This is a genomic window from Nitrosospira sp. Nl5 (genome assembly GCF_900102495.1).
In the GTDB taxonomy this organism is placed as follows: Bacteria; Pseudomonadota; Gammaproteobacteria; order Burkholderiales; family Nitrosomonadaceae; genus Nitrosospira.
In genome coordinates this window covers 174,733-200,770 of sequence record NZ_FMVQ01000002.1, presented here as the reverse complement: position 1 = coordinate 200,770, position 26,038 = coordinate 174,733, and the positions used below count along the sequence as shown (strand labels likewise).

The following is a 26,038-nucleotide window of genomic DNA, read 5'->3' as shown; positions in this document are numbered from 1 at the left end:
GGTGCCTCAACTGAACAGCTCAATATCCCCGCTGACGCGGGCTTTTGACAGGTTCGAGCCAAAGTCTTTTTCACGCTCGACGATCGCGCTGTTGGGGAGATCGCGCAGTTTTTTTACTAACGCCTTGCCGGTGCTGGGAAAGTAATAGACCTTGCGCGGATAGATATCCACCAGATCGTGGGCAACAACGGGAATGCTTTCGGTTTCCAGAAAATTTAATACGAACTCGGCATTGCGTTCGCCGACGTTCACTTCGACCAACCCGGGCAGCACGTTGCCTCCGCCAAAGACTTTAGCCTCGAGATTGGCGCGCCGCGCACCTATCTTGATGACCTGGTTGATCAATATTTCCATCGCATAGATTCCATAACGCGCCGGCATGCTTGACGGATCGTTTTCGTCTATGCAGCCACGGGGCAGCATAAAGTGGTTCATGCCCCCGATACCGTTTTGCTTGTCGCGTATGCAGGCGGTCACACACGAACCAAGCACTGTTGCCAGCAGCATGTCGCGGCTCGTCGCGTAGTATTCACCGGGTAACACCCTGACCGCTTCCGTCTTGTATTTGCGGTCAAAATACAGATGGGTGGCCAGCGGCCCGTCGCCGCGTTCAGCCATGCCGCACCTGCGCCTTTGCCGCCAGCCCGTATACCGTCTTACCGCGCAGCTTGAACAGGTCGGCGCTCTGAAGGAAACTTTCCGAATGTCCGGCAAACAGCAAGCCATCACTTCTCAATAGCGGCGCGAATTTCTCGAGTATCCGGCGCTGCGTGTCCTTATCGAAGTAGATCATTACGTTACGGCACATGATGACGTCGAATGGCCCCCGCACCGGCCATTGCGTATCTAGCAGATTGAGGCGTCCGAACGTGATCAACTTGCGTAGCTCGGGACGTACCTTAACGTTGCCGGCGCGGCTGCCATCGCCGCGCAGAAAAAAGCGCCGCGCACGCTCCGGCGCGAGCGACTCGATCCGTTCGATGTCGTAGATACCCGCATCGGCCTTCGCCAGCACGTTGGTATCCACGTCAGTGGCGAGGATACGCACCGGCGGCGCGCTGTCGTTCAACGCCTCAATGGCGGCCATCGCGATCGTGTAGGGTTCTTCACCCGTTGACGCGGCACAGCACCAGACCGTAAACGGGCCGCCGCCTGCGCGCCGTCGACGCATCAGATGTTCAGCAAGTATCGGGAAATGATGCGCTTCCCGGTAGAAGGAGGTAAGGTTGGTGGTCAGGGCATTGGTGAATGCCTGCCACTCGTTCGTATCGCCCGCTTCCAACTGCCGCAGGTAATCAGCAAACCTCGTCAGGCCCTTTTCTCGCAGGCGCCGCGCAAGCCGGCTGTAGACCATGTCCTGCTTGCTGGCGGATAGCGAGATGCCGGCGTGCTCGTAAATCAGCTTTCTAACACGCTCGAAATCCTCATTAGTAAAATCATATTCGCGCGTCTTGCGTTCTGCGGCTTCCATTAGGTTGGCCATATTTCCAGTCCCGCGCCCCTTTATCAAGCGCGTCAAAACTCGGACCAATCCTCATCTGTCCCGGTCCTGGCCTTGCGCATCACAGAGGGCTTGGCGAGCGCGGGCCGCGCCCCGGCTTTGCCGGGTGTGCCGCCTCTCACCAAACGTTCGACGTTATCGGGCCGGTTTGGTCCACGCCGCTCTACCGCAGCCGTTAATTGCGTTTGCTCCAACCGGAAGGCTCCTACGGCGCCGCTGAGAGCCTCCGCCTGCTCCTGCAGCGATTCGGCCGCGGCCGCCGCTTCTTCGACCAGCGCCGCGTTCTGCTGCGTCACCTGGTCCATCTGCCCGATTGCCTGGTTCACTTGCTCGATTCCCGCGCTCTGCTCATGGCTCGCCGCCGTGATCTCGGCCATGATGTCGGTCACACGCTTGATCGAGCCGACGATTTCCTCCATCGTCTTGCCTGCCTGGTCAACGAGCTTGGTGCCGGAATCGACTTGCTCGACTGAATTGCCGATCAACGTCTTGATCTCCTTGGCCGCTTCCGCGCTCCTTTGCGCCAGGTTTCTCACTTCCGACGCCACCACCGCAAAGCCGCGGCCCTGCTCCCCGGCACGCGCAGCCTCGACTGCTGCATTCAACGCCAGGATATTGGTCTGGAACGCAATGCCGTCGATGACGCTGATGATGTCGACGATCTTCTTCGAGGCCTCGTTGATCGCGCCCATGGTGTCCACCACCTGATCCACCACCTGGCCTCCCTTGACCGCCACTTCGGAGGCCGACGCCGCGAGCTGGTTGGCTTGCTTTGCGTTCTCCGCGTTTTGCTGTACCGTGCTGGTCAGCTCTTCCATGGAACTTGCCGTCTCTTGCAGGCTGGCCGCCTGTTCTTCCGTGCGCTGCGACAGGTCGGTGTTGCCCTGTGCGATTTCCTTCGACGCGGTAGCGATCGACTCGGTTGCTTCGTTGATCTGGGCCATGATCTGGTTGAGTTGCGTGACCGTCGTGTTCGCGTCGTCTTTCAGCTTCCCAAACATGCCTTGATAGCCGTTGATAATTTTTTCTGTCAGGTCTCCTTTCGCTAATGCGCCCAGCACCCGAACAACCTCACTGAGGCTGGTTTCGTTGACCTGCATCAATTGATTCAGTCCATCAACCATTTGCTTGAATTCATACTGATACTTTGTTGCATCGCAACGTCGGCTGAAATCGCCGGCCACCGCCCCTTCCACCTGGATTCTGATTTCACTGCTGATCGCCTGCAAGCTGGCCTTGAGCCCGTCCATGGCCTCGGTGATCCTGGCTTTCTCGCCCGGAAGGCGCTCCATGTCCACCGACAAGTCGCCACGGCCATAGCGTGCAACCACATCCACTACCTGCATCTTGACAGCAATATGCGCAGCAACGAGATCATTGGTCGCTTTGGCCACTTCCGCGTAACTTCCTGAAAATTTATCAGCTGGAATACGGTGGCTGATCAGGCCGGCATCATGCTGCTTCCGCATTTGGTGCTGTTCAGCAAGAAAATCTTTCAACGTTGTCACCATTTTTTGCATCGAGCGGGACAATTCCGACAACTCGTTCCTGCTTGTGGTGTCGATTTTAGTATCCAGGTGGCCGACGGCAACTTCTTCCATTGTTTTCACAGCGGAGCGTATTGACTGCATGACGCTTTTGATCAATAGCGTACTCAAGACAATCACCAGCAGAACACCCAGTGCAATCACGGTAACCATGACAGTGGAAATGGTGATGGAATCGCTTTGTGCCTGTGCATATTCTTCCGCGGCAACCCGTGCCTGCAATTCGACCAGCTTGAAGATGGTTTCGTGTACGGCATCAAACTTTGGGGTGCCGTCTTTCACCATGAGTTCTTTTGCAGCCACGAAATTTCCCTGGACGGCCTGGGTGAGGACGACATCCCGTATCGCTTGATATGCCTTCCATTGCTCCTCGAATCGATCAATCAATGCCTTCTCTTCAGGTGTCAGCGTCGTCGTCAGATATTTTTTCATACTCTCGCCGATTTCCGAATCCCGCTGTACAGTCATCGAAGCCCGCTTTTTCGCTTCCTCGATATCCGTGTAACTGGAAGCAATCACGGCATTGAGGCGCGAACGCTGGGCACGATCCAGAATTAACGCGATATCCGACAGGGGTACAGTACGATCCACATAAACGGATTGCAGTTTGCTGTTCGATTGCTTCACTCCATAAAAACCGTAGCTACCAATTGCGATGAGTAGCAACGATGACACGCTGGAGATAACAATCAGTTGCGATTTAATGGTCAGATTTTTGAACATTGGATTCTCCCGGAAAAATTTGAATGAGATCTGTTAATGAATATCAGGGCCGGTCAGGCCGATTTCAGCACTGCACATAAGCGCCTCGATATCCATCAGGATAAGCATGCGTTCATCGACTGTTCCCAAGCCGATGATGTATTCGGTGTCGAGATCGGCGGCAAAGTCCGGCGCAGGTCTGACCTGCTCGGCGGCGAGCGTAATCACGTCGGAAACGCCGTCGACCACGATTCCCATCACGCGTCCCGATACGTTCAGGATAATCACCACCGTGAACTGGTTGTATTCGACCGTGCCGAGATTGAATTTAATGCGCAGGTCGATAATCGGCACGATAATGCCCCGCAGGTTGACGACCCCCTTGATGAACTCGGGCACGTTGGCAATGCGGGTAATGGCATCGTAGCCGCGGATTTCCTGCACCTTCAGTATCTCGATACCGTATTCTTCCTTGCCCAGCCGAAAGGTGAGAAATTCATTGGCTATCCGGCCGGCGTGTGCGGCGGATGGGTTGACGGGGATTGGGTTTAGCGGTTGCGACATTTCTCATACTCCAGTCGTTGGTAATAGTCTTACGGTTAAATTGACAAGCGTTCAGGAACCCTTGGCGTATTATTTCGCCGTTGCGCCTGCGGTGGTGCCCACGAGCTCCGCGACGTCAAGTATCAGCGCCACCCTGCCATCGCCCATGATGGTGGCTCCCGATACGCTTTGTGCCCTCCGAAAGTTGCGCTCCAGACTTTTGATGACGACTTGATGCTGGCCCACCAGCGCATCGACGAACATCGCCGTCTTGCGCCCCTCGCTTTCGAGAATTACCACCATGCCCTCGTGCACCTCAGGCGCGTCGGGCCGCAGGTTGAATACTTCATGCAGCGAGATCAACGGCAGGTATTCGCCGCGCACCCGGACCACCTTGCCTTTACCGCTAACGGCCTTGACATCGGCAGCCGTTGGCCGCAACGATTCGATGATATAAGTCAGGGGAATGATGAACACTTCCTTGCCCACTGCCACCGACATGCCGTCGAGAATGGCGAGTGTCAGCGGCAAGCGGATTGAAATGCAGGTTCCCGCGCCCAGGTTCGAGCTGATCTCGACATTGCCGCCCATCTCGCGGATATTACGGCGCACGACATCCATGCCGACGCCGCGTCCGGAGACGTCGGTGATTTTCTCCGCGGTCGAGAAGCCTGCCTCGAAAATCAGCTGGAAAACTTCCTGGTCGCTCATCGAATCGGATACGCTTGCGCCACGCTCGCGAGCCCTCGAAAGCAAGCGCTCCCGGTTGAGCCCTGCACCATCGTCACTGACTTCGACCATGACATTTCCGCCACGATGAAATGCGCGCAGCGTGATCGTTCCCTTTGCCGGTTTGCCCGCGGCCTGCCGTACCGCGGGCAGTTCGATGCCGTGGTCGAGGCTATTGCGCACAAGGTGCGTAAGCGGATCCACGATGCGTTCGATCAAGCCCTTGTCGAGCTCGGTCCCCTCGCCCTCGGTTTTCAATTCCACCTGTTTGTTGAGCTTGTCGGCAAGATCGCGAACCACGCGCGGAAAGCGCCCGAATACGAACGACATCGGCAGCATCCGGATCGACATCGCGGATTCCTGCAAATCGCGGGTATTGCGCTCAAGCTGGGACAACGCCTGGTAGAGCTTCGGATCGGCCCGGGACGCCGCCTCCGCGAGAATCGCCTGGGTAATGACGAGTTCTCCGACCAGGTTGATCAGTTGGTCCACCTTCTGCACGCTGACGCGAATGGACGAAGCATCGGTGGCGCTGTGGGTTGCTTCGGCCTTGGTCACGCCCTTCAATTCGTCGATCTTTATGTCGCCCGGTCTCATTGCGGCAGCTTCGGGCAGGTTTGCCGGAAGCGTCGCGGGATCAACGAAAAGGCCGAAATCATTTTTCTCCTCTACCGCGGACGGTGAAGTCAATGACGACGGTACGGCTTCATTGCCGCTCACCTTGACCTGATCGGCGGGTGCGATGGTGGAAATCTCAGCGGCAACGGCTGATAAACTTTTCTCGACGCCCTTTTTTGTTTTACGTCGCTTGACCGTTGCTTCCGGCACTGCGGCGCTGCTCTTCCCCTTCGCTAAAGACGACGGCGGGGGCGCTGCCGATGCTGCCTGGACGGCATCACTGCTGCTGACCTTGACCTGATGCGCGGCCACCGTCACGGAAATCTCATCGGCAACGGCCTCCGGTTCCAGGAACAGCCGCAGCCTCACGCAAAGGGCAGTGACATCTTCTTGAGGCACTTCGTCACCATCATCCTTGCGCACTGCCAACATCGCCCTCAGCAAATCTCCGGAAATGAGGAAGACATCCACCAGATCTTTGGACAGCGGCATCTGTCCTTTACGCACCCGGTCAAATACCGTTTCCATCTCGTGTGTCAGCTCGGTGATGTCCTGGAAGCCGAACATCGCCGCTCCTCCCTTGATCGAATGGGCAGCGCGAAAGATGGGATTCAGTTGCTCCGTGTCGGGTGCGTTCACATCGATGCTGAGCAGCAACGACTCCATGCCATCGAGGTGTTCGGTAGCCTCGTCGAAGAACACATCATGAAATTCGGAGAGATCGTCCACGGCGGCTATCCAATTACCTTTCGTACCACGTCGAGCAGCCGGCTCGGGTCGAAGGGCTTCACCAGCCATCCGGTTGCGCCGACGGCACGCCCCTTCGACTTCATTTCGTCGCTCGACTCGGTGGTGAGCATGAGGATGGGCACCGCGTGATAATTCGTCAACTCGCGCAGCGAATGGATAAGCGTGAGTCCGTCCATGCGGGGCATGTTCTGATCGGTGAGCACGAGGTTCACCTGGTATTTGAGCGCTTTCTCCAACCCGTCCTGACCGTCCACGGCTTCGACTACGTCGTAGCCGCCGCGTCTTAGCGTGAACAGGACCATTTTCCGGATCGAAACTGAGTCGTCCACGGCAAGTATCGTCTTTGCCATTCTTTTTACTCCTTGGGCGTCAGAAAAACTCCATTGCGCCGACTGACATAAAAGTCTGCCCGGCCGGGTTATGGCCCCGGGCGGCACAGGCGTTCCTTAGTACATGATCCAGTTCCTCGACCGTGGTGTCGGGTAATTGCCCGAGCTGCCCGGCCATTCGCTCGAGAAGTTCGATTCGCCTTCCCGCGTGCGCGAGAATCTGAGACGCAATATCGTAAAACTGTAGCGCTGTTATCGCCTCGTTGACGCTGCTTTCGATACCCCCGGTAAGCATGGCTGGATCCCGCTGATTCGCGCCAATAGCGCTAAGCGCGGCGACAGGAATGGTCTCTCCATCGTCAACGCAGTCGTTCACCGTCCGCCGCGTGGCGCGGGTTGAATAGGCGCCGATTGTCTCGAAGCTTGATGTCAGGCGAACCACCGCCTCGCCCAGTATTGTTTGGAGCTGATCGAGTTCGATACGCACGCATTGCGTCTCCGCGCCATGCGCTTCCATATATCGCAACACGAATGACCGCACGTTGGCCGCGGCGGCGGCGTCGTAGTCTTTCCCCACTTAAAACTCCTATAGCACGGTGGTCCGGCAGCGATTCCAATACCATCGTTTGCTTTACGGCTAATTCCCGGGGAACTTGAAGACGGGTCCGATTGTGCAGTGCAGTCTCTCCAGCCACCGACAGATCCGCCGAAATACCGATACCGCCCATTACCACCCCGTTGTAGCGGCTGTATGACACGTAACACGTATTGATATGCTCGAACCGTATGCGCTATCACCCAATGACAGCGATAGTGCCACGATGTGTCGGCCGCCAATCTGGAAATAAGAATCGGTTTCCTCGCGTATTTCGGGGTCTTAGCGCCATTCAGTCCGAGTATCCGTACGGGCTTCCAGTCGTCTCGGTTCGGGTGCCTGGAATACCCGATTTAGGACATTGCACTCAAGTTGCGCCACTGCCCGCCGTTAAGGTATCCAATTGAAGCGAGCCGGCCTCTTATGCGGACCATTTGGGCACGCGGTATGAATGCGCAGGATGATCAACACAGGCCTTGGAAGAGGGAGATATTATGCAAATTATGGTTGTGGACGACAGCAAGGCGATGCGAATGATCGTGATACGAACTCTCCGGCTCGCCGGTTTCCGCGATCACACGTTCCTGGAAGCGGGCGATGGCGAGGAAGCGCTCGCAGCCATTACAGCCAATCCGCCGGACCTTGTGCTTTCCGACTGGAACATGCCGAAGCTTTCGGGCATTGATCTTCTCAAGGGAATCAGGGCCGCAGGCTGCAAGGTGAAATTCGGCTTCGTCACGTCGGAATCCACTCGGGAGATGCGCATGCTATCCAACGTGGAAGGCGCCCTGTTTTTGATCGCCAAGCCGTTTAACCAGGATACGTTCAGAGAGACCCTCGACCCATTCATTGATTGACTAGACACAACTAACCTCGGTGGCGAGTATCGCCACCATCAAACGAGGAATTGAAATGCTAGCATCACCAATTTCCGCAAACTTGTCAGTACGGCTACCTCCCGCAAACGCCGTGGCCAGCATGCTCGGCGAATTGATTGGACGAGCGGTGACGGCGAAGGTCGTGCCAGCCAAGCCCATGGTGCCCGGCACCCAGGCTGTTGGAGCGTATTTCGGGGAATGTGAAAGCCTGCGGGTAGTGGTCTGCTGCGATCTGGCGGTAGGCGGAAGCCTGGGAGCGGCACTTGTGATGGTGCCGGCAGCGCGGGTGGACGAATGCGTCAAGGAAAAATGCCTCGATGAAATACTGACCGAGAACCTGTACGAGGTATTCAATGTACTGGCGGCCGTATTTCCGCAGAACGGCGCGCCCAGAGTCATTTTTCGCAGTTTGTATTGCGCCAATGTTCCTGGGGAGGTAAAAGCTGTGCTCGCCAAACCTCTCGGGCGGCTCGATTTGGAGATCGACATCGCCGGATATCGTTCCGGCAGGCTCGCGATCCTGGCAGCTGGCCGGACTTGAAGAATTGAGCTTTTGCAGCTGATTGCCTTTAAATCCGGCAGGCTGCCAGCTTTGCGGACAGTAGGCTGGACTTTCGTTTTCAACCCAGATAATCCATTAGCACGTGAGATGATGGCAAGGCAGTTGCAAGACAGCTTTGCCGATTGAGAGAAGCCCATAGCCTGGTTTATGGACGCCGGGCAAGCGGCGAAAATGGCCGCAAACTGACCGCCAGCACTCGCGTAGGCGCGGAGAGCTGCCTGATGGATTATCTGGGTTCAATGCAATCACTGCCGGTACGCAAAGTCAGCAACGAAGCTGCGGTTGCTCGATAAGTATAGATCTTGGATATCCGGCTTTCCGTATAACGTTTCTTCATCGCAACATACCTGCACGGCGCTTACCCCCGGTAATGTTTACGTGCTTGGTCCGCAAAACCAGAGCGAATCACAATTCTGCCAACGCCGATAAATCAGAAGTAGAAGTACTATTTACTTTTACCGTGACCAGGTATAGGTTGATCAGACGATCCTTAATCTCTTACAGGAGCGCTCTCCCATGAAAGTAATCCGCACCTTTGGAACCCGCGGCTTAATCCTTGCGACAGCCCTTGGCGTGAGTATTGGCATTGCGTCTCCGGCCTTCGCCCAAGCCGGTCCAGACCCAGTCATCGTGAATCCTGGCGGCGAGGTGACATATCTTGGCTCGCTGGGCGGGCCTTCCGGCGAAGCTCGCGGCATCAACGATTCCGGACAGGTGGTAGGATGGGGTCACACCGCATATGGATATAATTCCTCCGTTCACGCCTTCATTACCGGCCCCGATGGCATGGGAATGACCGATCTTGGCACGCTAGGCGGGTCTGACAGCTACAGCGACGCTTTTGGCGTCAACGATTCCGGACAGGTGGTGGGATATTCCGAGACCGGAGATTTTTCTCAGCACACCTTCGTCACCGGTCCCGATGGCATGGGAATGACCGATCTTGGCACACCGGGCGGGCCTTTCAGCATCGCTCACAGCATTAACGACTCTGGACAGGTAGCGGGATCTTACGAGAACGTAGATTTTTCTCAGCACGCCTTCATCACTGATCCCGACGGCATGGGGATGACTGAGCTCGGCACGCTGGGCGGGCGTAGCAGCACCGCTCGCGGCATCAACGATTCCGGACAGGTGGTGGGACAAAGTAGTACCGGAGATGGTTCTTCCCACGCCTTCATCACCGGTCCCAACGGCATGGGGATGACCGATCTTGGCACGCTGGGCGGGTCTGACAGCGTCGCCATCGGCATTAATGATTCCGGACAGGTGGTGGGATATTCCGAGACCGCAGATGGTTCCCGTCACGCCTTCATCACCGGTCCCGACGGCATGGGGATGACGGACCTCGGTACGCTGGGCGGGTCTGACAGCATCGCTTACGGCATCAACGATGCCGGATGGGTGGTGGGAGATTCCGAGACCGCCGATTTTTCTGAGCACGCCTTCATCACCGGTCCCAACGGCATGGGGATGATCGATCTTAATTCGATTGTGGATTTCCCAAATGGGCGCTATCTACACAATGCTCAGGGGATCAATAATGAGGGACAGGTAATCGCTACCGCTAGCGTTTCCACTATCCCCGAACCCGCGTCCTACGCCCTGATGTTGGCCGGCTTGGGTCTGGTCGGTTTCATGGCGCGCAGCAAAAAGCAAGTCGCGTAAGTTTCTTGTACGCCAGCGCCGATTTGATTCCATCATTCCGCATTACGATGCCCATTGACGCGCTACGAGGACCCCTGCTGCGCAGTAATGCTCCGATTCAGCTTCATTGAACGCAGGAATGCTCCCGCTCAGACCAGGCCATTTTTAATGGCGTAGTGAGTCAATTCAGCATTGTTCTTGAGCTTCATCTTTTCCAGGAGCCGTCCACGATAGACACTGACGGTCTTTACGGATAGACACATTTCCTCCGCCACATCGGTGAGACTTTTGCCCGAAGCGATCAAGCACAGGGTCTGGTACTCCCGGTCGGACAAGGTCTCGTGAAGCGGCTGCTCATAATTGGTGCCAAGGCTATCCGCCATCGCCTCGGCCAGTGTCGCGGTGAGATACTTTCGTCCCCTGGCCACCTGATGAATCGCGGCCATTAGCTCTCCCGGCGCACTCTGCTTCGTAATATAGCCGGACGCACCGGCCTTGAGCGCCCGGATCGCGTATAAACCTTCTTCGTGCATGCTGAGCATGAGTACAGGAATTTTTGGATACTCTTTCTTGATCTGCTTCAGAGTATCGATGCCGTTCCTGTCGGGTAGCGATATATCCAGCACTACCACATCCCACACGCCCTCGCGTATCTGACGGATGGCTTCCGCGCCGCAATCCGCTTCCTTGATCACAATGGCCCCATCGCTTTCCGTCAGGATCTGCCTCAAGCCCTGGCGGACAATGGCGTGGTCGTCGACGATCAGAATTCTCATGACCGCTGCGCGGCCGATTGGGCATCAGCCGGATCTGCCGCCCCTCCCGCGAGTGGAATCGACAAGTGCACCGTGGTTCCCCTTTTTCCCTGCCTGTCCTCTTTTCGCTCACCGCTGATGGTCAGCTTGCCGTCGAGGAGACCCGCGCGTTCGACCATGCCGCGAATGCCGAAAGAACCGCGCTTCGCGGTGTCTCCCGCCATGATACCGCCGCCGTCATCGCGCACTTCCAGCTCCAGCCGCCCCTGCACTTCCTCCAGCCGGACCCACACGCGCGAGGCACGGGCATGCTTGGCAATATTGGTCAAGGCTTCCAGAAAAATCCGGAATACGGCAACCGCCACATCCTGCTTCAGGTCGATATCCTGCTGGGCACATGCAATCTCGCAGGGAATGCCGAGACGCTTGCTGAATTCCTTCGCCTCCCATTCGATTGCCGCAACAATGCCGAAATCCATGATGCCGGGGCGCAGATCGCGGGACATCCGCCGTATCGAATCGATGGTACGGTCGACCACCTGGTCGATAGTATGGACCTTCGCCAGCAACATCGCATTGCCGGTAGTATCACGGCCATCACCACCCCCGCCGCCATCAATATGGCGCGCCAGCCAGTCGAGGTCGATCTTGATCGCTGTCAGGTTGCCGCCGAGATCATCGTGGATCTCCTGGGCGATCCGGATACGCTCGTGCTCTCTTGCCGCCATGACGTGCGATGATACTTCCCTCAATCGCTCATGGGATTCCAGGAGTTCAGTCTCCCTGCGCCTGCTTTGGGTAATGTTGAGCATGATGCCTTCCCATATCACGCCAACATCCTTCTCACGGCGGGGACTGGCCCGCAGGCTCACCCACTTTACATCGCGGTATGCCTCGATCCACAGGCGGCCTTCCCAGTTCCATTTGCTCAGACTCTCTGCTGACAGGGCCCTGGATTGGCGCAGGCTCTCCCGGTCTTCCGCCAGAACAAGATCCAGGAGCAAGCCGGGATTCGCCTGCAACGTCTCAACCGCAATGCCGAGCACGTTGACGCACTGATCACCGACAAACGGCATGCTGTAGCGGCCATCGTCACACTGCACGTACTGGAATACCATGCCGGCGGGATTGGAGACGATGGCATGCGAGAAAATTTCCCCCTCCCCCGCCTGCGCTGGTTTCTCTCCTGCGTCCTCTCGCTTCTCCTCTCGTTCCGCCGATGCGCTGATGTCGTTGGCAACAATAATAAGAACCGATTTTCCCGCGCCTCGCCACAAATGTAGGCGCACCGCCACCGGGAAGACAGAGCCATCCTTGCGCCTGAAGCATGTTTTACCCTCCACTTCCTGCCTTTCGCCCGCGCGCAGCGATCCCAGCAGAGGCGCGAAATCCTCCGCGGAGAAGCCTGGCTCGCCGTCAAACGGCATGAGGTCGCACAATTCGGCCATCGAGTATTGGAGATCGCGCTGGGCCGCTACATTGGCATATTCGCACCTGAGCGTCTCGGCATCGAGCAGGTACAGCGCGGCATCGACGTTAAAAAAGGCGTAAGCGCTAGCGTTCATTTTTTGATTCTCGGTTTCGATGCATACAAGGTAATCGAGACTTCGCCGATGTCAACAACAAACTTGAGAGTCGTGTTCAACTGGTAAGCAAACAACACAGCTTCCGAATCCCTGTTATCTATTGATCCAGCGAGAAAATAGTAGGAATTTCGTCATTCCGGACTCGATCCGGAATTCAGTCTGACCAAACAATGGCGTGCTTTACCGAGTTTTAAACAGCATGACAACTTCGTGGGGTGCTGCTGTAGAGACGGAGGGAATCGAACTTTCGATTTTATCGTTATGGAATCCTATCATATCCGCCAAAAAATTCTAACGGAATGAAATAGAATCCTGTCCCAACGCTATTACTTATATATCGCTCAATTCATGGCGCCTGGAAACAACGGAGAATTCGACACTGAAGATTAAATCAGCAAATCCTCACCGAATATAATCAAACAGCGACAACCCCTGTACCTTCAGAAACGCCTTCTGCGTCGCCTCCAGGTAGGCTTGCTGTTGCGTCAGGTCACTGATGGCCTTGGCATAATCGACATCCCGCAAATCGGAAAGCTGCTGCTTGTACTGAATGGTTAAGTCATCGCCGGCGTCGTTGAGCGTATCCACTTCATTCATGCGCGTGCCCACTGCTGAGCGAACTTGCAGCACGTTGTCCAGCGAGTTGGATAAATTACTCTGCGCGGCGCTCAGGCTGCTGGCAAGCGCGGCCTTGTCGGCGTCGGTTGTCACCGGCGTTTCGAGAACGTCAATCAGGTCGGAAAGCGTCTTGAACAGGCTCTGGTAACCGCCTCCGGAAGCCGGAATACGCTCGAATACGTTCCGTCCCGATTCGTTCACCGCGAGCTGGCGCGACGCGCTGGCCTGCACCAGCCGCTGCCCATCGTCGCCAAAATACTGCACGCCGGTACCCGTATCCACGAAAGGCCTGGTCGATCCCTGGAAACCGGAAAACAGGTATTGCCCGTTGGCGTCGGTACGATTGGCAAGCGCCACCAGTTCCTCCAGGTTGCCGCGCAATTCGGTGGCAATAGCGTCGCGGCCGCTGTCGGTAAGCGTGCCGTTACCCGCGTACACGGCAAGTTCCTGCGCATTCTGCACCAGGTTCGTTACGTTCCCGAGAGTTCCTTCCAGCATTCCGAGGTTGCTCATGGCAGTCTGCCGGTTTAGAGCATACTGCGTATTGCCAGCATCGGCCTGGGAGACTTCAAGTGCCCGGACGTACGCTGCGGGATTCTCCGAGGGCGTGAGCATGCGCTGGCCGGTGCTCATCTGTTCCAGGGTCTTGATCTGCGCGGCCTGCTGGCGATGGAGGGCGGCGATGCCTAATTCATAGCTGGTATTACTGCTGATGCGCATGATTACTCCTCCTTGTACGATTTTCGTAGGATGGGTGGAGCACAGCGCAACCCATCATCTGGTTATTTCCATCTCACCGGCCGCAAATCGTGCCAGGAGTTTGATGGGTTACGCTTCGCTGCACCCATCCTACGCGAGCTGTCGCGTAGCTGCTCCTTTCTATTTATCCTGCTACCTATCTGCCCAATTCAAGCAGTGTGTCGAACATCAGGCTGGCCGTCTGTATGATCTTGCTGGCTGCCTGGTAGGCCTGCTGGTAGCGCAGCAAATTCGCCGCTTCCTCATCCAGGTTGACGCCTGACTCGGATTGCTGCAAGGCCTGTGTCTGGCTCAGCAGATTAGCCTGGGCCGCGCTGGTCACTTCCAGTTCGCGGGTTTTATTTCCCATGAGGCTGACCACCTTGCCATAAGCGTCTTGGTAACTTGCCGTGCCACCGGCCAGGGTCTTGCTGCTCTGCATGGCTCCCAGCAGCAAAGCGTTGCGGTTATCGCCCACGCCATTGGTATTGGGACCGATACTGAACGTATCCCCCGGTTGGGGCGACCCGGTGATTTGCACGGTCCATCCGTTGTAGCTGATTGCGCCCCCGGGCGTGAATGTAACACCGGACGGATTGCCAGTCCCGATGCCGCTCACATCGAAAGTGGTGGCGCTGGTGAAGGTAAGGGTTACCGGCTCTTTCAGGTCAGGATCCGGGGGGGGCGGTGCGTTGACCGACCCGGCGCTGATGCGGCCGGTACCGGTATTGGCGAGGGGCGCATCAGTACGGATCGGCGCGGCGGCTGCAACCAGGCTGGTATCCTGAATGGCGACTGCGATTTGAGCGGCGCCATTCAGGGTGGGACGAACCAGGAATTCGTCTCCCATGGCAATGGTGCCGGATGCCAAGCTCAAGCTGACGCCATCCACAGTTTGCGGAAATGACGCGAAGGTCTGCGCGACTCCGTCGGATAGCCGGGTGAAGGTGTAATTGGCGCCATCGTAGCGCAGGCTATAGTCACTGGCGGTGAGGGAACTGAAGCCGGTAATATCGGCGGCGATGACCGCGCTGCCGATATTTCGCGTGGAAGCCGTCACCGATGGTTCCGGGACGGTAAAAAAATCGCCGCCCGGATTACCCAGCATATCCTGCCCCAGCCGGTGTTGTTCATTGAAAGTGCCGGCCAGCCCGATGGCGACGCGTCCCAGGCCGTTGCGGGCTGCGTCGAGCGATTCGCTGCGGAATTGCAGCAGCCCGCCCAGTTTTCCGCCATCGAGACTCGACTCCCTCATCGGCACATTAACGCCGTCGGTAACAAATGTTACCTCGATGCGTTGCGCATCGGTCGGCGATGCGGTGGCGGCGAGCTGAAAAACCTGTGTGCCGACCACCAGAGGCTGGCCGGAGCCAATGAAGATGCTGTATGCGCCATCGCTCTGCTCGACGACATTGGCACGGACCTCATGGCTAAGCTGCGCCACCAATTCGTCGCGCTGGTCCCGAAGATCATTCGCCGGCTGGCCCCGGGCAACGCTCTCGGCTAGGCTGATGGTTTCGTTCAGCTTGCCGATCTGCGACGCGAGGGTATTAATCAGCGAAATACTGTTCGTAATCTGGGTATTCACCCCTTCCTGAATCTCATCGAGACGGCCGTCCAGCGACTGGAAACGCCGTACCAGCACTTCCGCGCCGGACAGCATTGATTGGCGGGAGGTAACTTCCGATGGGTTGGTGGCGACGTCTTGCAGCCCCCCGAAAAAGTCCTGTAGCGCGGGCGCGAGGCCAAGACGGCCGCTCGGGTCTGTCAGCAGCCGGTCGATCTGCTGCATCTGGGAAAAATACGTATCGAGCTGGCTTGATTCGGTTTTCGCCTGCGTCACCTGGCTGACCAGGAACTGGTTGTACGCGCGGCTCACCGTATCCAGCTGGACACCCTGGCCAATGAACCCATTGCCCGTGGCCTGCGCCGGGTTGGTCGACTGAATTGTTTGCTGGCGGGTATAGCCGGGGGTGGCTGCGTTACTGACATTATGGCCGGTAACAAGCAATCCCCTCTGTGCCGCGCCGAGCGCGCTGAGTCCGATACCAAAAATACCGCTACCCATGTAATGTTCCCCTAACCAAACTCATCGCCATACCCAGTGTAACGGCTGCGAGCAGAAAATATTTAGCGCCACACGGGAAGCGCAAACAAGCAATTCGCGGGCGCCGCAATACGGCGTTGGGCAGCGGCATTTTTCAACCACTGCGATCAGGACCACTGTGTGGTCTTGATGATCCGGCTCAACTTATCCGCATAGTTGGGATCGGTGGCGTAGCCTGCCCGCTGCAAGCCATGTGCGAAGCCGTCCGCATTCAGACCGTGTGCCACCTGTGCCATCACGCCGGCGTAGCGGGGGTTGCCGCGCAACAGATTGGCGTAATCGCGGAAAGCATCCGCATAGGAGTCATAAGCACGGAATCTTTCAACGCTCTTTTGGGCGACGCCATTAACATACTCGGTCGTCACCGTTTCCACTACCGGCCCCTTCCAGTTGCTGCCGGCCTTCACGCCGAACAGGTTATGACTGGGCGTGCCGTCCGCCCCCCGGATCTCGCGTTTGCCCCATCCACTCTCCAGCGCCGCCTGCCCAAGCATGAACTGGGCCGGTATGCCCGTCGCCTGGCTGGCCTCACGTGCGTGCGGCATTAACCTGGCCTGAAACTCGGCTACCTGCGATTGCGGCCTGGATAGAGATGCGCCCGTTTGCGGCGCTTGCGGCGGCGCGACGGGGCTCGCCTGCGGCGGCTGTTGCCGTGGCGGATTCATGGGGGCGCTCGGTTGTACCGGCTCCGGCTGGCATGCGCCGGCCTGCGGTGGCGCCGGCGGCAAAACTTCGGCTGAGGATTGCGCGGGAAGCGGGAGTGGATCTGAAGCGGTGGCTTCCTGGGGCAAGTCCGCGGATAATCCGTGGCTCAGTTGCCGCACCATCACATCCGCCAAGCCGATCCCCCGGGAGGCCATGCTCTGCGACAATTGCTGATCGAGCATCGAAATGTAAAGGCGGCTCTGGTCGCTGTCCAGCAGGCTGTCCTGGGACGTGGCCTCGCGCATCCTCTTCAGCATCATGTTCATGAACAGCGCCTCGAACTGCTTGGCGGCGGCTTCAAGTCCGGCCCGGCCGTTTTTTTTTGCCTCGGTCCGCAAGCCATTGACTGCCTGCACATCAAGAGCAAATTGACCGGAAAGATCAGCCGACGTCACCATTATCCTAAGTCCGGAAGTTGTGGCGAACTAGCTGGGAAGATAGCAAGTAAATACGTAGAAACCATATGATAGATCATTCTCGTAAACTAAAACATGAGGTATGGTTGCCGCATCAGGATCAGATGACCTCCAGCTCCGCCCGCAGCGCCCCGGCCGACTTCATCGCCTGCAGAATCGCCAGCAAATCTTGCGGTGTCGCACCGATCGCATTTAATGCCTTCACCACTTCGGCCAGCGAAGCGCCTTCGACCATTGTAAGCATGCCGGACTCCTGCTTGATCTCGATGGTGGAACGTTGTGCCTGCACCGTCTGCCCGGTGGAAAACGGTCCGGGCTGGCTGATTACCGGTTCGGTGCTGATGACGACCGAGAGGTTGCCGTGGGCAACCGCGCAGGCATCAACCGTTGCGGCCTGATTCATGACCACCGAACCTGTACGGCTGTTGACAATCACCTTGGCGTTGGCCGGCACCGGTTTGATGTTCAGGCTTTCCACTTCCGCGAGAAATGCGACGCGCTGGTTGCCGCCCTCCGGCGTGCGCACCTGGATCGCCCGGCCATCCAAGGCTGCGGCGGTGCCCTCGCCGAACTGTCCGTTGATTGCGTCCACGATCCGCTTGGTGTTGGAAAAGTCGGTGTTGTTGAGCTCGAGCCGAACAGTGTTGTCCTGACCCAGAGCGACGGGCACGGCGCGCTCGATGGTCCCGCCACCGGTAATGCGGCCGACGTTCATATGGTTGACCTGCACCTGGCTGCCGCTGGCGGCGGCGCCGAAACCGCCCACCAGCAAATTGCCCTGGGCCATCCCGTAGACCTGTCCGTCGGCTCCCTTGAGCGGTGTCATCAGTAAAGTGCCGCCGCGCAGGCTTCTGGCGTTGCCCATGCTGGATACGGTGACATCGATGATCTGGCCTGGCTGGGCGAAGGAAGGCAGTGTGGCGGTGACCATTACCGCGGCCACATTCCTCAGCCGCGGGTTGGTGCCCGGCGGCAGATTGATGCCCAGTTGCATCAGCATGCTGGTCAACGTTTGTATGGTGAACGGTGTCTGGATGGTCTGGTCGCCGGTGCCATCCAGCCCCACTACCAAGCCGTATCCAATCAACTGATTGGCCCGCACTCCCTGGATCGAAGCGAGGTCCTTGATGCGTTCGGCTTGCGCGGGAGCGGCGATGGTGCAGAATCCCAGCCATAGCGCGGAAAGCGCCAGGCAGACATGCTTAAGAATTGCGATGCAAGGCATTTTCGGCATCTCCCAGACTCTTAGAACGGCGAGACCGTTAGAAAAAAGCGCGAGAGCCAACCCATCGTCTGCGCCTCGTCAATGTAGCCATTGGCCTTGTACTCAATGCGCGCATCCGCCACCTGGATCGATGATACCGTGTTGTTGATCACGGTTTCAGGCCGAACCACGCCTGAGAAACGGATGTACTCGGTACCCTGAGTCATGGCCAGCTGTTTTTCGCCGCTCACTACCAGGTTGCCATTGGGCAGGACTTCAAGCACGGTGACGGTGATCGTTCCGGTAAAATTGTTGTTGGAAGCCGCCTCGCCTTTGCCCTCGAATTCATTGGAAGATGATGCCCCCAGATCCACATTCTTCGTGATGGGCACGCCAAATATCGCCGGAGGAACAGCAAAATTCACGCCGCCGTTCTTGTTGGCGCTACTGTTTGACTTCTTGCTTGCGTTGGTTCTCTCGTTGAGGAAGATCACCAGCGTGTCACCTACCTGACGCGCGCGGCGATCCTCGAATAGCGGCCGGTGGTAAGTTGTCGCCTGGTAGATGGCGCCATTGGCGGGTGGCACCCCCTCCCGCGTGGTGCGGGCCGACATCGGCTGCAGCACGATCGGCGCCGGGGCCGGCAGGCTGACACAGCCGGAGAGCGTGAGCAGCATGGCTGCCATAAACATCATGAATGCCGCCGGCCGCCCGCTTCGCATCGGTGAAAGGTCCGGTGTCCTCAGGCTGCCTTTCGCCCCCTGATACCCGACGTACTTCCGGTGCATTGCTTGTCTCACTGTCATTCTCATCTTTGCTTGTTACATTTGCGACAGGCGCTGAAGCATCTGATCGGACGTCTGGATGGACTTGCTGTTGATCTCATAAGCGCGCTGGGTCTGGATCATGTTGACCAGCTCCTCCACCACGTTAACGTTGGAGGTTTCCACATATCCCTGATTGAGCAGGCCGGCGCCATCGACACCGGGAGTATTGAAGTTGGGGGGGCCGCTGGAGGCGGTTTCCACAAAAAGGTTTTCCCCGACGCTTTGCAAGCCCACGGGGTTGATGAACGTGGCCAGTTGCAGCGAGCCCACTTCAACCGGGACGGCAGTACCGGGCTGCGTAACGGAAACGGTGCCGTCGCGGCCTATGGTGATGCTTAGCGCATCAACGGGAATGGTAATGTTCGGCTGAATCTGATAACCGCTGGACGTTACCATCTGCCCCTGGGCATCGGACTGAAACGAGCCATCCCGGGTGTAGGCGGTGGTGCCATCCGGCATCAGCACCTGGAAGAATCCCCGGCCCTGAATCGCCACATCCTTTGAATTCCCGGTCTGCTGCAAATTGCCCTGGGTAAATACGCGCTCGGTGGCAACGGGCCTTACACCGGTACCGATCTGCAGACCGGACGGCAATTGCGTCTGCTGGGAGGACTGGGCCCCAGGCTGGCGCAAGGTCTGATACAGCAGATCCTCGAACACAGCGCGCGAGCGCTTGAATCCGTTGGTGCTGACATTTGCCAGGTTGTTGGCAATCACGTCCATCTGGGTCTGCTGCGCGTCCAGACCGGTCTTGGAAATCCAAAGCGAGCGGATCATATAAATCTCCTGAAAATAAATCTGTGCTGGTTAATCTTTACTAGCCTTGGGTAGAACGGGGTGGAGCAAAGCGCAACCCATCATTCATCATATCTCGGGTGACCGAAATCAACGCTTGGAATAGAGGGGCCAATTCCTCGTTCTTTCCGCCTTTCTCCGGGTTCGGCATTCTTACGGCGCGTGGCTTATCCATCAGCTCATACTAAGCAGGGCGCTCGCGCGTTGCGCGTTGCCTTTGGCGTTTTCCAGCAGCTTCATGTGCATTTCGTACTGGCGGGAGAGGGAGATCATGTCGACCAGCGCCTCGACTACATTGACATTACTGCCTTCCAAGGCGCTGCCGATGAGCGTGACATTTGCATCCGCATCCGCCGCCTTGCCGTTGGCGAGCCGAAACAGGCCGTCCGGACCGCGCGTGAGCTGCGCTTCGGGCGGATCGACCAGTTTGATGCGGCCGGCAACCAGCGTGACATTCGATTCATTCGAACCCGGCCGAACGGGAACGGTGGAAACGGTACCATCCTTTGCAATTGTGATGGTCGAGTTCGGGGGGATCGTGATCAGCCCCTCTTCACCCTGGATGTTCATGCCATTACGCGTCTGCAAGATGCCATTGGCGCTGACGTGCAGGTCGCCATTGCGGGTATACGCTTCGCTGCCATCTTCCAGCCGCACGGCGATCCAGCCCGGTCCGCGCACTGCCACATCGAGATCGCGCCCGGTTTGCTGGGTGGTGCCTGGACGAAAATCGGCGCCGGCACTCGAATCCACCACGAACGCCCGCGTCGCCATTGCCTCGCTGAACACCGGCACCGCGCGCAGAGCACTGGTTTCGGCACGATAACCGGTCGTGTTCGCATTCGCCAGGTTGTTCGCCATTGCGGCTTGCTGCCCCATCGTATGCTTGGCGCCGGTCATGGCGGTGTAGATCATGCGGTCCATTTTTAACTCCTGTACTCGATTGATAGCGGAAATGGGAGTGGATTATCTATCAGCCATTTCCGTTATTTCATCACCTCAGATTCACTAATGTCTGTAACAACTGGTCCTGCGTCTTGATGGTCTGGGCGTTAGCCTGGTAAACCCGCTGGGCTGTAATCATATTGACCAGCTCGGAGGTCAGCTCCACGTTCGAGTCTTCAACCGCGCCGGATTGCAATATGCCAAGGCCGCCGCTTTGCGGTGCGCCGACGAGGGGAGCGCCGGAAGTCGTGCTCTCCGCCCAGGTGTTATTGCCGCGTAACTGGAGACCCTGTGGATTGGCGAAATTGGCCAAAACGACCTGGCCCAGGGTTAAAAACTTGCCGCTCGAGTAGCTGCCCTGTAGCATGCCATCGGGGCCGATGTCAAAACCGATAAGCCGGCCGGACGCATAGCCATCCTCAGTCAGCGTGTTGACGCCGAAGCTGGAGCCGAACTGTGTAGTGCCCGTAAAATCCAGATCGAAGACCATAGGGTCCGTCGCGCCGGTAGTCACGGTTTTCGTCACAGGGAATGTTGAAATGCCTGCCGGATCAAGACTGCCGTTGGACAGAAACGTCAGCGGGCCAAACGCCGCCCCGCCGTTGAGCAGAACGCCTTCACTGGAGGCGAACACATCCCAGGTATTCGCCGCCGTCTTGACGAAATAGGTCGACACGGTACTCGAGTTGCCCAGGCTGTCGTGGATCGGCATGGAGGCAAAACTGTGATAAGTGGTTGGGTCGGTGAAATCGAAAGGGGCCGGAAGCGGAGCCGTCTCACGCGAGTCCAGGTTAAGCACAGTACTCACCAGGGTCGTTGCCTGCGGCGGCAGATCAGCCGAGGAAATCCGCAGATCGGTTGGTGAGCCCGCGGTAATCTGGCCGGTGGCGTTCGCCGAATAGCCGGTGAGGCGCAAGCCGGTACTGGAGACAATGTACCCGTCCTTGTCCGGATGGAATTGGCCGTTGCGCGAGTAACTGATGACGCCCTGATCGCTGAGGCGATAAAAGCCGCTGCCATTGATCGCAACGTCGAGCGAGTTGTTGGAGGCCGTAATGCTGCCCTGGCTGAACTGCTGAGCAATATCGGCCACTTTCACGCCGATGCCGGCCTGATTGCCACCGCTGCCCGAAAGCGAGTTGGCGAACACATCGGCAAATTGCGCCTGCGACTGCTTGAAACCCACTGTATTGGTATTGGCAACGTTGTTGCCGATTACATCCAGGTTCTTGGATGCCGCATTCAGACCGCTTAAGCCTTGCTGGAAACTCATCATGCACTCCTTGGGTAAGCGTCTCTCTCGGTAAAAATGGATTGGAGACGAAAATATTTGATAACTTCTACTTAAAAAATCTGCCTGACGTCCGCAATTCCCACCGATCCCAGGGTACCGACGTTCAGCTGAACGCCCTGGCTACCTTGGGAGACCCCATGGACGGTGCCAAAAGCAAGCGTTTGCGCGTCAACCTTCTGGTCGCCGCGCAGGGCGCTGACACTCACGGTATAGCCGCCTTCAGCCGCCTGGGCTCCATCGTTGGTCCTGCCGTCCCACTCCAGGGTCAGGGAGCCGGCCGCCTGCGCCCCCAGATCCATGACCTGAACCGCGCGGCCCGAAGTGTCGTGGATTGTCACCTTCACCTGATCCGCAGGCTTCGCCAGATCAATTCCGAACACACCGCTGCCACCGGCCAGGTGCAACGTCGAACCGGGTATCAATACGCTGTGCCCGATCATGCCAGCCGCCTGCATAGACTGTCCGGCGTTAAAGCCGCTCGACATGGCTTCCATGGTGGCGTTCAGTTTCTCGATGCCGTTTACGGTACTGATTTGCGCGAGCTGTGAAGTCACCTGGGCGTTATCCAGGGGGTTAAGGGGATCCTGATTCTTCATCTGCGTGACCAGCAGCGTGAGGAACCGGTCCTGGGGATCGTCCGCGCCCGGCTTGGCGGCAGTTTTGGCGTTATACGCTGCAAACAGGTTTGAAGCAGGTCCGGCTTCCCGAATAGAGCTCATTGCAATTTCCTTATTGTCCGATGGTTAAAGTCTTCAGCAGCAGAGTCTTCGCTGTGTTCATCATATCCACGTTGTTCTGATACGAACGTGAGGCGGAAATCATATCGACCATCTCTTCCACGACATTCACATTGGGCATGGTCAAAAAACCTTCCTTGTTTGCCATTGGGTGGCTGGGCTCGTAGACCATCTTCATCGGGGACTGGTCCTCGATCACCGAGGCCACCTTCACCCCGTGAGTACCGTTGGCACCACTGGCGTGGATACCGGCTTCCGGCTGGGTGCTCATGAATATGACCTGCTTGGCCTTGTAAGGCTCGCCGTTGGAGCTCATCGCACTGTCAGCATTGGCCAGGTTGCTCGCGACCACGTTGAGACGCTGATTCTGGGCCGTCATGGCGGATCCGGCGACAGTGAATATACTGAAAAGTGACATAGTGCGTTTCTCCTTAACCCTGAATAGCGGCCAGCATCATCCTGATCTGGTTGCTGACAAATGTGAGGTTGGCTTCGTAATGGATTGCGTTATCGGCAAACTGGCTGCGCTCGATGTCCATATCGACCGTGTTGCCGTCAACACTTCCCTGTACGGCGGTGCGGTACAGTAATGGCGCGGCAGGCGTCGTGCTGGCGGGCGGAGCAATGTGATTCGGCACGCTGGTGGCCAGCGTGACGGCCCCGCTGCCGGCCAATGCGCCCTCTAGCGCGCTGCTGAAGTTAATGTCGCGCGCCTTGTACTTCGGCGTATCCGCGTTGGCGATATTGGAGGCGATCAATTGCTGCCGATGGGCCCGCAAATTGGCGGCGTCCTGGTAAAAACGGAACGTTGAATCAAGTTTGTCGATCATGATTGCTCCTCAAGCAATGGTATTTCTTGCCGTTAGTACACGTATGAGCCATCGTATTACATGACGGCGACACCCAAAACACAGAGTAGCGGGATAAAATCCCTTCATTTCGGGCTTTGAAGTTCCTGCCCTGTCCCGCTCCCTGGACAAGGCGCATTGGCTTGCCGCATCTTCTCCAATCATCAGGGTGACAACAGCATGATAACGGGGCTGCATGAGGGCAATTCCATGAATAACGGACAAAACCTGCCTCATTTCTCGCGGTTGCCAAAGGCGCCGCCGGACTAGAATTGCCGTCACCCTCGGCTCATCCCGATCCGGGAGACATCGTTAGAGGAATTCGTCATGTCCATTTCGTATCTGCGGCTGCTGTCATTCGGCATGAGCCTGATTGCGCTTTTTTCCGGTCCCGCATTTGCGTCGGCGTTGGCGACGGCAAACGGAAAACAGGACCCACGTCTTATCCAGGAAGCTGTCACGAACTTTTTACATACGCAGTCGGCTGGCCTGCCCGGCCAGGCCGAGATCACGCTTGGCGAAATCGATGGACGGCTCAATCTCCCTTCCTGCGCTGCACTTGAGCCGACGCTGCCGCCCGGCAGCCGCGCATGGGGCAACACAACCGTGATGGTGCGTTGTGCGGTTCCGCACCCATGGACTGTTTACGTACGCGCAAGCGTGAAGGTGGTAGCGGATTATGTCGTCAGCGCCAGGCCGCTGGTTCAGGGCCAGGTACTCACCGCCGCGGACTTGGCTGCTCGTCGGGGAGACCTGACCCAACTCCCGCCCGGAATCGTCACTGATCCCCGCGAGGCTGTCGGCAGGGCAATGGCCGGCAGCATTCCTTTCGGCAGCCCATTGCGCCAGGATATGCTGCGCACACGGGCTGCGGTGATACAGAACCAGAACGTGAAGCTTGTTTCGAGCGGACGCGGATTCAGCATCAGCGCGGAAGGCAAAGCGCTCGCCAATGCGGCCGAGGGGCAAACGGTACAGGTTCGCAGTGTGTCGGGGCTGGTCGTGAGCGGGACCGCTCGCGCTGGCGCAATAGTGGAAGTGAGTTATTGATAATCTGCACGTCTTTCCCGCGAAAGCGGGAATCCAGAGCGTGCTTCTCTAAACTATTTGATGGCCGGTTCGACAGTGCCAGGCAAGGCGCGCGGGTGCATAATATAAATGTTTGACGGCGAGCAATACAGGGACAGCGGCCCACGATTTTTTTGTGGATTGACCTAAAGTTTCCCCGGAGATTGCCGTTAAGCTGTTTACGGTCAATAGGAGGTACATTGTGAAAATAGATAATTCCATCAAGACTGCTGTTGTCTCACCCATGGGGGAAGCACTGGCGCGTCCTGACAAAGCCGGCCAAAAAACCGAGGGGGCCACGGCATCAAACGATGACAACGTTCAGCTGAGTGCGCAACTGCGAAACATCGAGAAAAATTTCGCCAGCGGCGAAGTGTTCAATGCCGCGCGGGTTGAAGAAATCAAGAAGGCGATCAGCGAGGGCCATTTTGTCGTGAATCCCGACAAAGTGGCGGATCGTTTGCTGGAGACTGTGCGGGATCTGATCCAGACCAGGCATGGCTGATTCTGACGTAAAAGCACCTTTGGCCGAAATGGCTTTCGATCCGGCCGCGTGCATCACTCGTGAACGCGATGCGGCGCGGGACTTTGTTGACGTCCTGAAACGGGAGCAACACGCGTTGCAGCAGGCGGATGTATCCCTGCTGCCGCTGCTGGAAAAAGAAAAAGCGCAACAGGCCCAACAGCTCGCCCAACTGGCTGACGCACGCAATTACTGGCTTGCAAAGCTGGGCCACACACAGGATCGCCTGGGTATCGAGCGTGGACTGGAAACTTGTCCAGCTGCCGCGGATGCCTGGCGGGAATTGCTTCAACTCGCGGAGACCGCCAGTCAGCTCAACAAAATCAATGGGATTCTGGTCAACCAGCGGCTGCGCTACAACCAGCAGGCGCTCTCGGTACTGCAAGCCGCAACCCACGGTACCGGGTTATATGGCGCGGATGGCCAGCCAAGGCTTTTTTCCGCCGGGCGGCAGCTTGGCGAAGGCTGATC

27 protein-coding genes are annotated in these 26,038 nt (G+C 57.5%); 7 read left to right on the top strand and 20 right to left on the bottom strand.

From position 1 onward, the window contains the following. Positions 1-6: 6 nt before the first annotated feature. From cheD to BLP45_RS03265, 7 genes are all read right to left on the bottom strand, one after another. Positions 7-618 carry a chemoreceptor glutamine deamidase CheD gene (gene cheD / locus BLP45_RS03295; RefSeq protein ID WP_090369741.1) on the bottom strand — a complete coding sequence of 204 codons (612 nt, stop codon included), beginning with the start codon at positions 616-618 and terminating at the stop codon, positions 7-9. After that, positions 611-1,483: a CheR family methyltransferase gene (locus BLP45_RS03290; protein WP_090369739.1), complete on the bottom strand. Its 873-nt coding sequence runs from the start codon at positions 1,481-1,483 to the stop codon at positions 611-613. Before BLP45_RS03290 ends, cheD begins: the two co-directional genes overlap by 8 nt. Before the next feature lie 32 nt (positions 1,484-1,515). Next, positions 1,516-3,771, bottom strand: a complete 2,256-nt coding sequence (locus tag BLP45_RS03285) for a methyl-accepting chemotaxis protein (protein ID WP_090369738.1) — start codon at positions 3,769-3,771, stop codon at positions 1,516-1,518. Positions 3,772-3,804: 33 nt separating this feature from the next. Then, positions 3,805-4,314 carry a chemotaxis protein CheW gene (locus BLP45_RS03280; protein WP_090369736.1) on the bottom strand — a complete coding sequence of 170 codons (510 nt, stop codon included), beginning with the start codon at positions 4,312-4,314 and terminating at the stop codon, positions 3,805-3,807. Between the two features lie 69 nt (positions 4,315-4,383). Beyond that, positions 4,384-6,369 carry a chemotaxis protein CheW gene (locus tag BLP45_RS03275; protein WP_256327655.1) on the bottom strand — a complete coding sequence of 662 codons (1,986 nt, stop codon included), beginning with the start codon at positions 6,367-6,369 and terminating at the stop codon, positions 4,384-4,386. 5 nt (positions 6,370-6,374) lie between these two features. Continuing rightward, the gene (locus BLP45_RS03270) at positions 6,375-6,740 is read right to left on the bottom strand and encodes a response regulator (RefSeq protein ID WP_090369732.1); all 366 of its coding nucleotides are present in this window, start codon (positions 6,738-6,740) and stop codon (positions 6,375-6,377) included. Positions 6,741-6,759: 19 nt separating this feature from the next. After that, the gene (locus BLP45_RS03265; protein ID WP_090369731.1) at positions 6,760-7,296 is read right to left on the bottom strand and encodes a hypothetical protein; all 537 of its coding nucleotides are present in this window, start codon (positions 7,294-7,296) and stop codon (positions 6,760-6,762) included. Between the two features lie 512 nt (positions 7,297-7,808). Between BLP45_RS03265 and BLP45_RS03260 the strand changes: the two genes are divergently transcribed. The 4 genes from BLP45_RS03260 to BLP45_RS03250 all read left to right on the top strand — a co-directional run bounded on the left by BLP45_RS03260 (position 7,809) and on the right by BLP45_RS03250 (position 10,422). After that, a complete protein-coding gene (locus BLP45_RS03260) occupies positions 7,809-8,171 on the top strand; it encodes a response regulator (RefSeq protein ID WP_090369729.1) in 363 nt (120 codons plus the stop codon). 55 nt (positions 8,172-8,226) lie between these two features. Next, positions 8,227-8,733, top strand: a complete 507-nt coding sequence (locus tag BLP45_RS03255) for a hypothetical protein (RefSeq protein WP_090369727.1) — start codon at positions 8,227-8,229, stop codon at positions 8,731-8,733. Between the two features lie 143 nt (positions 8,734-8,876). Then, positions 8,877-9,047 carry a hypothetical protein gene (locus BLP45_RS14540; RefSeq protein ID WP_176754641.1) on the top strand — a complete coding sequence of 57 codons (171 nt, stop codon included), beginning with the start codon at positions 8,877-8,879 and terminating at the stop codon, positions 9,045-9,047. A gap of 223 nt (positions 9,048-9,270) precedes the next feature. Further along, positions 9,271-10,422 (top strand): HAF repeat-containing PEP-CTERM protein, encoded by a 1,152-nt coding sequence (locus tag BLP45_RS03250; RefSeq protein WP_090369725.1) that lies wholly within the window; start codon positions 9,271-9,273, stop codon positions 10,420-10,422. A gap of 128 nt (positions 10,423-10,550) precedes the next feature. Here BLP45_RS03250 and BLP45_RS03245 read toward each other — a convergent pair whose 3' ends face one another. The 13 genes from BLP45_RS03245 to flgB form a co-directional block, all read right to left on the bottom strand. Next, complete coding sequence (locus BLP45_RS03245; protein WP_090369724.1) at positions 10,551-11,177, bottom strand: response regulator; 627 nt, start codon at positions 11,175-11,177, stop codon at positions 10,551-10,553. Beyond that, the gene (locus BLP45_RS03240; RefSeq protein ID WP_090369722.1) at positions 11,174-12,721 is read right to left on the bottom strand and encodes a PAS domain-containing sensor histidine kinase; all 1,548 of its coding nucleotides are present in this window, start codon (positions 12,719-12,721) and stop codon (positions 11,174-11,176) included. Before BLP45_RS03240 ends, BLP45_RS03245 begins: the two co-directional genes overlap by 4 nt. A gap of 423 nt (positions 12,722-13,144) precedes the next feature. Beyond that, positions 13,145-14,080 (bottom strand): flagellar hook-associated protein FlgL, encoded by a 936-nt coding sequence (gene flgL, locus BLP45_RS03235; protein WP_090369721.1) that lies wholly within the window; start codon positions 14,078-14,080, stop codon positions 13,145-13,147. Positions 14,081-14,255: 175 nt separating this feature from the next. Continuing rightward, a complete protein-coding gene (gene flgK, locus BLP45_RS03230; RefSeq protein ID WP_090369719.1) occupies positions 14,256-16,166 on the bottom strand; it encodes a flagellar hook-associated protein FlgK in 1,911 nt (636 codons plus the stop codon). 146 nt (positions 16,167-16,312) lie between these two features. After that, positions 16,313-17,308, bottom strand: a complete 996-nt coding sequence (flgJ, locus tag BLP45_RS03225; protein WP_090369717.1) for a flagellar assembly peptidoglycan hydrolase FlgJ — start codon at positions 17,306-17,308, stop codon at positions 16,313-16,315. 118 nt (positions 17,309-17,426) lie between these two features. Further along, on the bottom strand, positions 17,427-18,551 hold the full coding sequence (locus tag BLP45_RS03220; protein ID WP_090369715.1) for a flagellar basal body P-ring protein FlgI: 1,125 nt from the start codon (positions 18,549-18,551) through the stop codon (positions 17,427-17,429). A 20-nt stretch (positions 18,552-18,571) separates the two neighbouring features. After that, positions 18,572-19,252, bottom strand: coding sequence for a flagellar basal body L-ring protein FlgH (locus BLP45_RS03215; RefSeq protein ID WP_090369713.1), 681 nt, complete (start codon positions 19,250-19,252; stop codon positions 18,572-18,574). 99 nt (positions 19,253-19,351) lie between these two features. Then, positions 19,352-20,134: a flagellar basal-body rod protein FlgG gene (gene flgG / locus BLP45_RS03210; protein WP_090369711.1), complete on the bottom strand. Its 783-nt coding sequence runs from the start codon at positions 20,132-20,134 to the stop codon at positions 19,352-19,354. 192 nt (positions 20,135-20,326) lie between these two features. After that, entirely contained in the window at positions 20,327-21,076 is a 750-nt protein-coding gene (flgF, locus tag BLP45_RS03205; protein ID WP_090369709.1) for a flagellar basal-body rod protein FlgF, read from the bottom strand. Positions 21,077-21,146: 70 nt separating this feature from the next. Then, entirely contained in the window at positions 21,147-22,370 is a 1,224-nt protein-coding gene (gene flgE, locus BLP45_RS03200) for a flagellar hook protein FlgE (RefSeq protein WP_090369707.1), read from the bottom strand. Between the two features lie 71 nt (positions 22,371-22,441). After that, positions 22,442-23,110, bottom strand: a complete 669-nt coding sequence (gene flgD, locus BLP45_RS03195; protein WP_090369704.1) for a flagellar hook assembly protein FlgD — start codon at positions 23,108-23,110, stop codon at positions 22,442-22,444. A gap of 10 nt (positions 23,111-23,120) precedes the next feature. Beyond that, complete coding sequence (flgC, locus tag BLP45_RS03190) at positions 23,121-23,546, bottom strand: flagellar basal body rod protein FlgC (protein WP_090369702.1); 426 nt, start codon at positions 23,544-23,546, stop codon at positions 23,121-23,123. Between the two features lie 13 nt (positions 23,547-23,559). Next, positions 23,560-23,958, bottom strand: a complete 399-nt coding sequence (gene flgB, locus BLP45_RS03185) for a flagellar basal body rod protein FlgB (protein WP_090369700.1) — start codon at positions 23,956-23,958, stop codon at positions 23,560-23,562. Positions 23,959-24,303: 345 nt separating this feature from the next. On the opposite strand from flgB, the gene flgA reads away from it, so the two are divergent. The 3 genes from flgA (at position 24,304) to BLP45_RS03170 (ending at position 26,036) form a co-directional block, all read left to right on the top strand. Further along, the gene (gene flgA / locus BLP45_RS03180; protein ID WP_090369698.1) at positions 24,304-25,026 is read left to right on the top strand and encodes a flagellar basal body P-ring formation chaperone FlgA; all 723 of its coding nucleotides are present in this window, start codon (positions 24,304-24,306) and stop codon (positions 25,024-25,026) included. A 220-nt stretch (positions 25,027-25,246) separates the two neighbouring features. Beyond that, positions 25,247-25,549 (top strand): flagellar biosynthesis anti-sigma factor FlgM, encoded by a 303-nt coding sequence (flgM, locus tag BLP45_RS03175; RefSeq protein ID WP_143002379.1) that lies wholly within the window; start codon positions 25,247-25,249, stop codon positions 25,547-25,549. After that, entirely contained in the window at positions 25,542-26,036 is a 495-nt protein-coding gene (locus BLP45_RS03170; protein ID WP_256327654.1) for a flagella synthesis protein FlgN, read from the top strand. Before flgM ends, BLP45_RS03170 begins: the two co-directional genes overlap by 8 nt. The last annotated feature ends 2 nt before the right edge of the window (positions 26,037-26,038 follow it).

Excerpts from the sequence above, each read along its gene's own strand:
- cheD (WP_090369741.1), bottom strand. The coding sequence starts at position 618 with ATGGCTGAACGCGGCGACGGGCCGCTGGCCACCCATCTGTATTTTGAC.
- BLP45_RS03290 (WP_090369739.1), bottom strand. The coding sequence starts at position 1,483 with ATGGCCAACCTAATGGAAGCCGCAGAACGCAAGACGCGCGAATATGAT.
- BLP45_RS03285 (WP_090369738.1), bottom strand. The coding sequence starts at position 3,771 with ATGTTCAAAAATCTGACCATTAAATCGCAACTGATTGTTATCTCCAGC.
- BLP45_RS03280 (WP_090369736.1), bottom strand. The coding sequence starts at position 4,314 with ATGTCGCAACCGCTAAACCCAATCCCCGTCAACCCATCCGCCGCACAC.
- BLP45_RS03270 (WP_090369732.1), bottom strand. The coding sequence starts at position 6,740 with ATGGCAAAGACGATACTTGCCGTGGACGACTCAGTTTCGATCCGGAAA.
- BLP45_RS03260 (WP_090369729.1), top strand. The coding sequence starts at position 7,809 with ATGCAAATTATGGTTGTGGACGACAGCAAGGCGATGCGAATGATCGTG.
- BLP45_RS03255 (WP_090369727.1), top strand. The coding sequence starts at position 8,227 with ATGCTAGCATCACCAATTTCCGCAAACTTGTCAGTACGGCTACCTCCC.
- BLP45_RS03250 (WP_090369725.1), top strand. The coding sequence starts at position 9,271 with ATGAAAGTAATCCGCACCTTTGGAACCCGCGGCTTAATCCTTGCGACA.
- BLP45_RS03245 (WP_090369724.1), bottom strand. The coding sequence starts at position 11,177 with ATGAGAATTCTGATCGTCGACGACCACGCCATTGTCCGCCAGGGCTTG.
- BLP45_RS03240 (WP_090369722.1), bottom strand. The coding sequence starts at position 12,721 with ATGAACGCTAGCGCTTACGCCTTTTTTAACGTCGATGCCGCGCTGTAC.
- flgL (WP_090369721.1), bottom strand. The coding sequence starts at position 14,080 with ATGCGCATCAGCAGTAATACCAGCTATGAATTAGGCATCGCCGCCCTC.
- flgK (WP_090369719.1), bottom strand. The coding sequence starts at position 16,166 with ATGGGTAGCGGTATTTTTGGTATCGGACTCAGCGCGCTCGGCGCGGCA.
- flgJ (WP_090369717.1), bottom strand. The coding sequence starts at position 17,308 with ATGGTGACGTCGGCTGATCTTTCCGGTCAATTTGCTCTTGATGTGCAG.
- BLP45_RS03220 (WP_090369715.1), bottom strand. The coding sequence starts at position 18,551 with ATGCCTTGCATCGCAATTCTTAAGCATGTCTGCCTGGCGCTTTCCGCG.
- BLP45_RS03215 (WP_090369713.1), bottom strand. The coding sequence starts at position 19,252 with ATGCGAAGCGGGCGGCCGGCGGCATTCATGATGTTTATGGCAGCCATG.
- flgG (WP_090369711.1), bottom strand. The coding sequence starts at position 20,134 with ATGATCCGCTCGCTTTGGATTTCCAAGACCGGTCTGGACGCGCAGCAG.
- flgF (WP_090369709.1), bottom strand. The coding sequence starts at position 21,076 with ATGGACCGCATGATCTACACCGCCATGACCGGCGCCAAGCATACGATG.
- flgE (WP_090369707.1), bottom strand. The coding sequence starts at position 22,370 with ATGAGTTTCCAGCAAGGCTTAAGCGGTCTGAATGCGGCATCCAAGAAC.
- flgD (WP_090369704.1), bottom strand. The coding sequence starts at position 23,110 with ATGAGCTCTATTCGGGAAGCCGGACCTGCTTCAAACCTGTTTGCAGCG.
- flgC (WP_090369702.1), bottom strand. The coding sequence starts at position 23,546 with ATGTCACTTTTCAGTATATTCACTGTCGCCGGATCCGCCATGACGGCC.
- flgB (WP_090369700.1), bottom strand. The coding sequence starts at position 23,958 with ATGATCGACAAACTTGATTCAACGTTCCGTTTTTACCAGGACGCCGCC.
- flgA (WP_090369698.1), top strand. The coding sequence starts at position 24,304 with ATGTCCATTTCGTATCTGCGGCTGCTGTCATTCGGCATGAGCCTGATT.
- BLP45_RS03170 (WP_256327654.1), top strand. The coding sequence starts at position 25,542 with ATGGCTGATTCTGACGTAAAAGCACCTTTGGCCGAAATGGCTTTCGAT.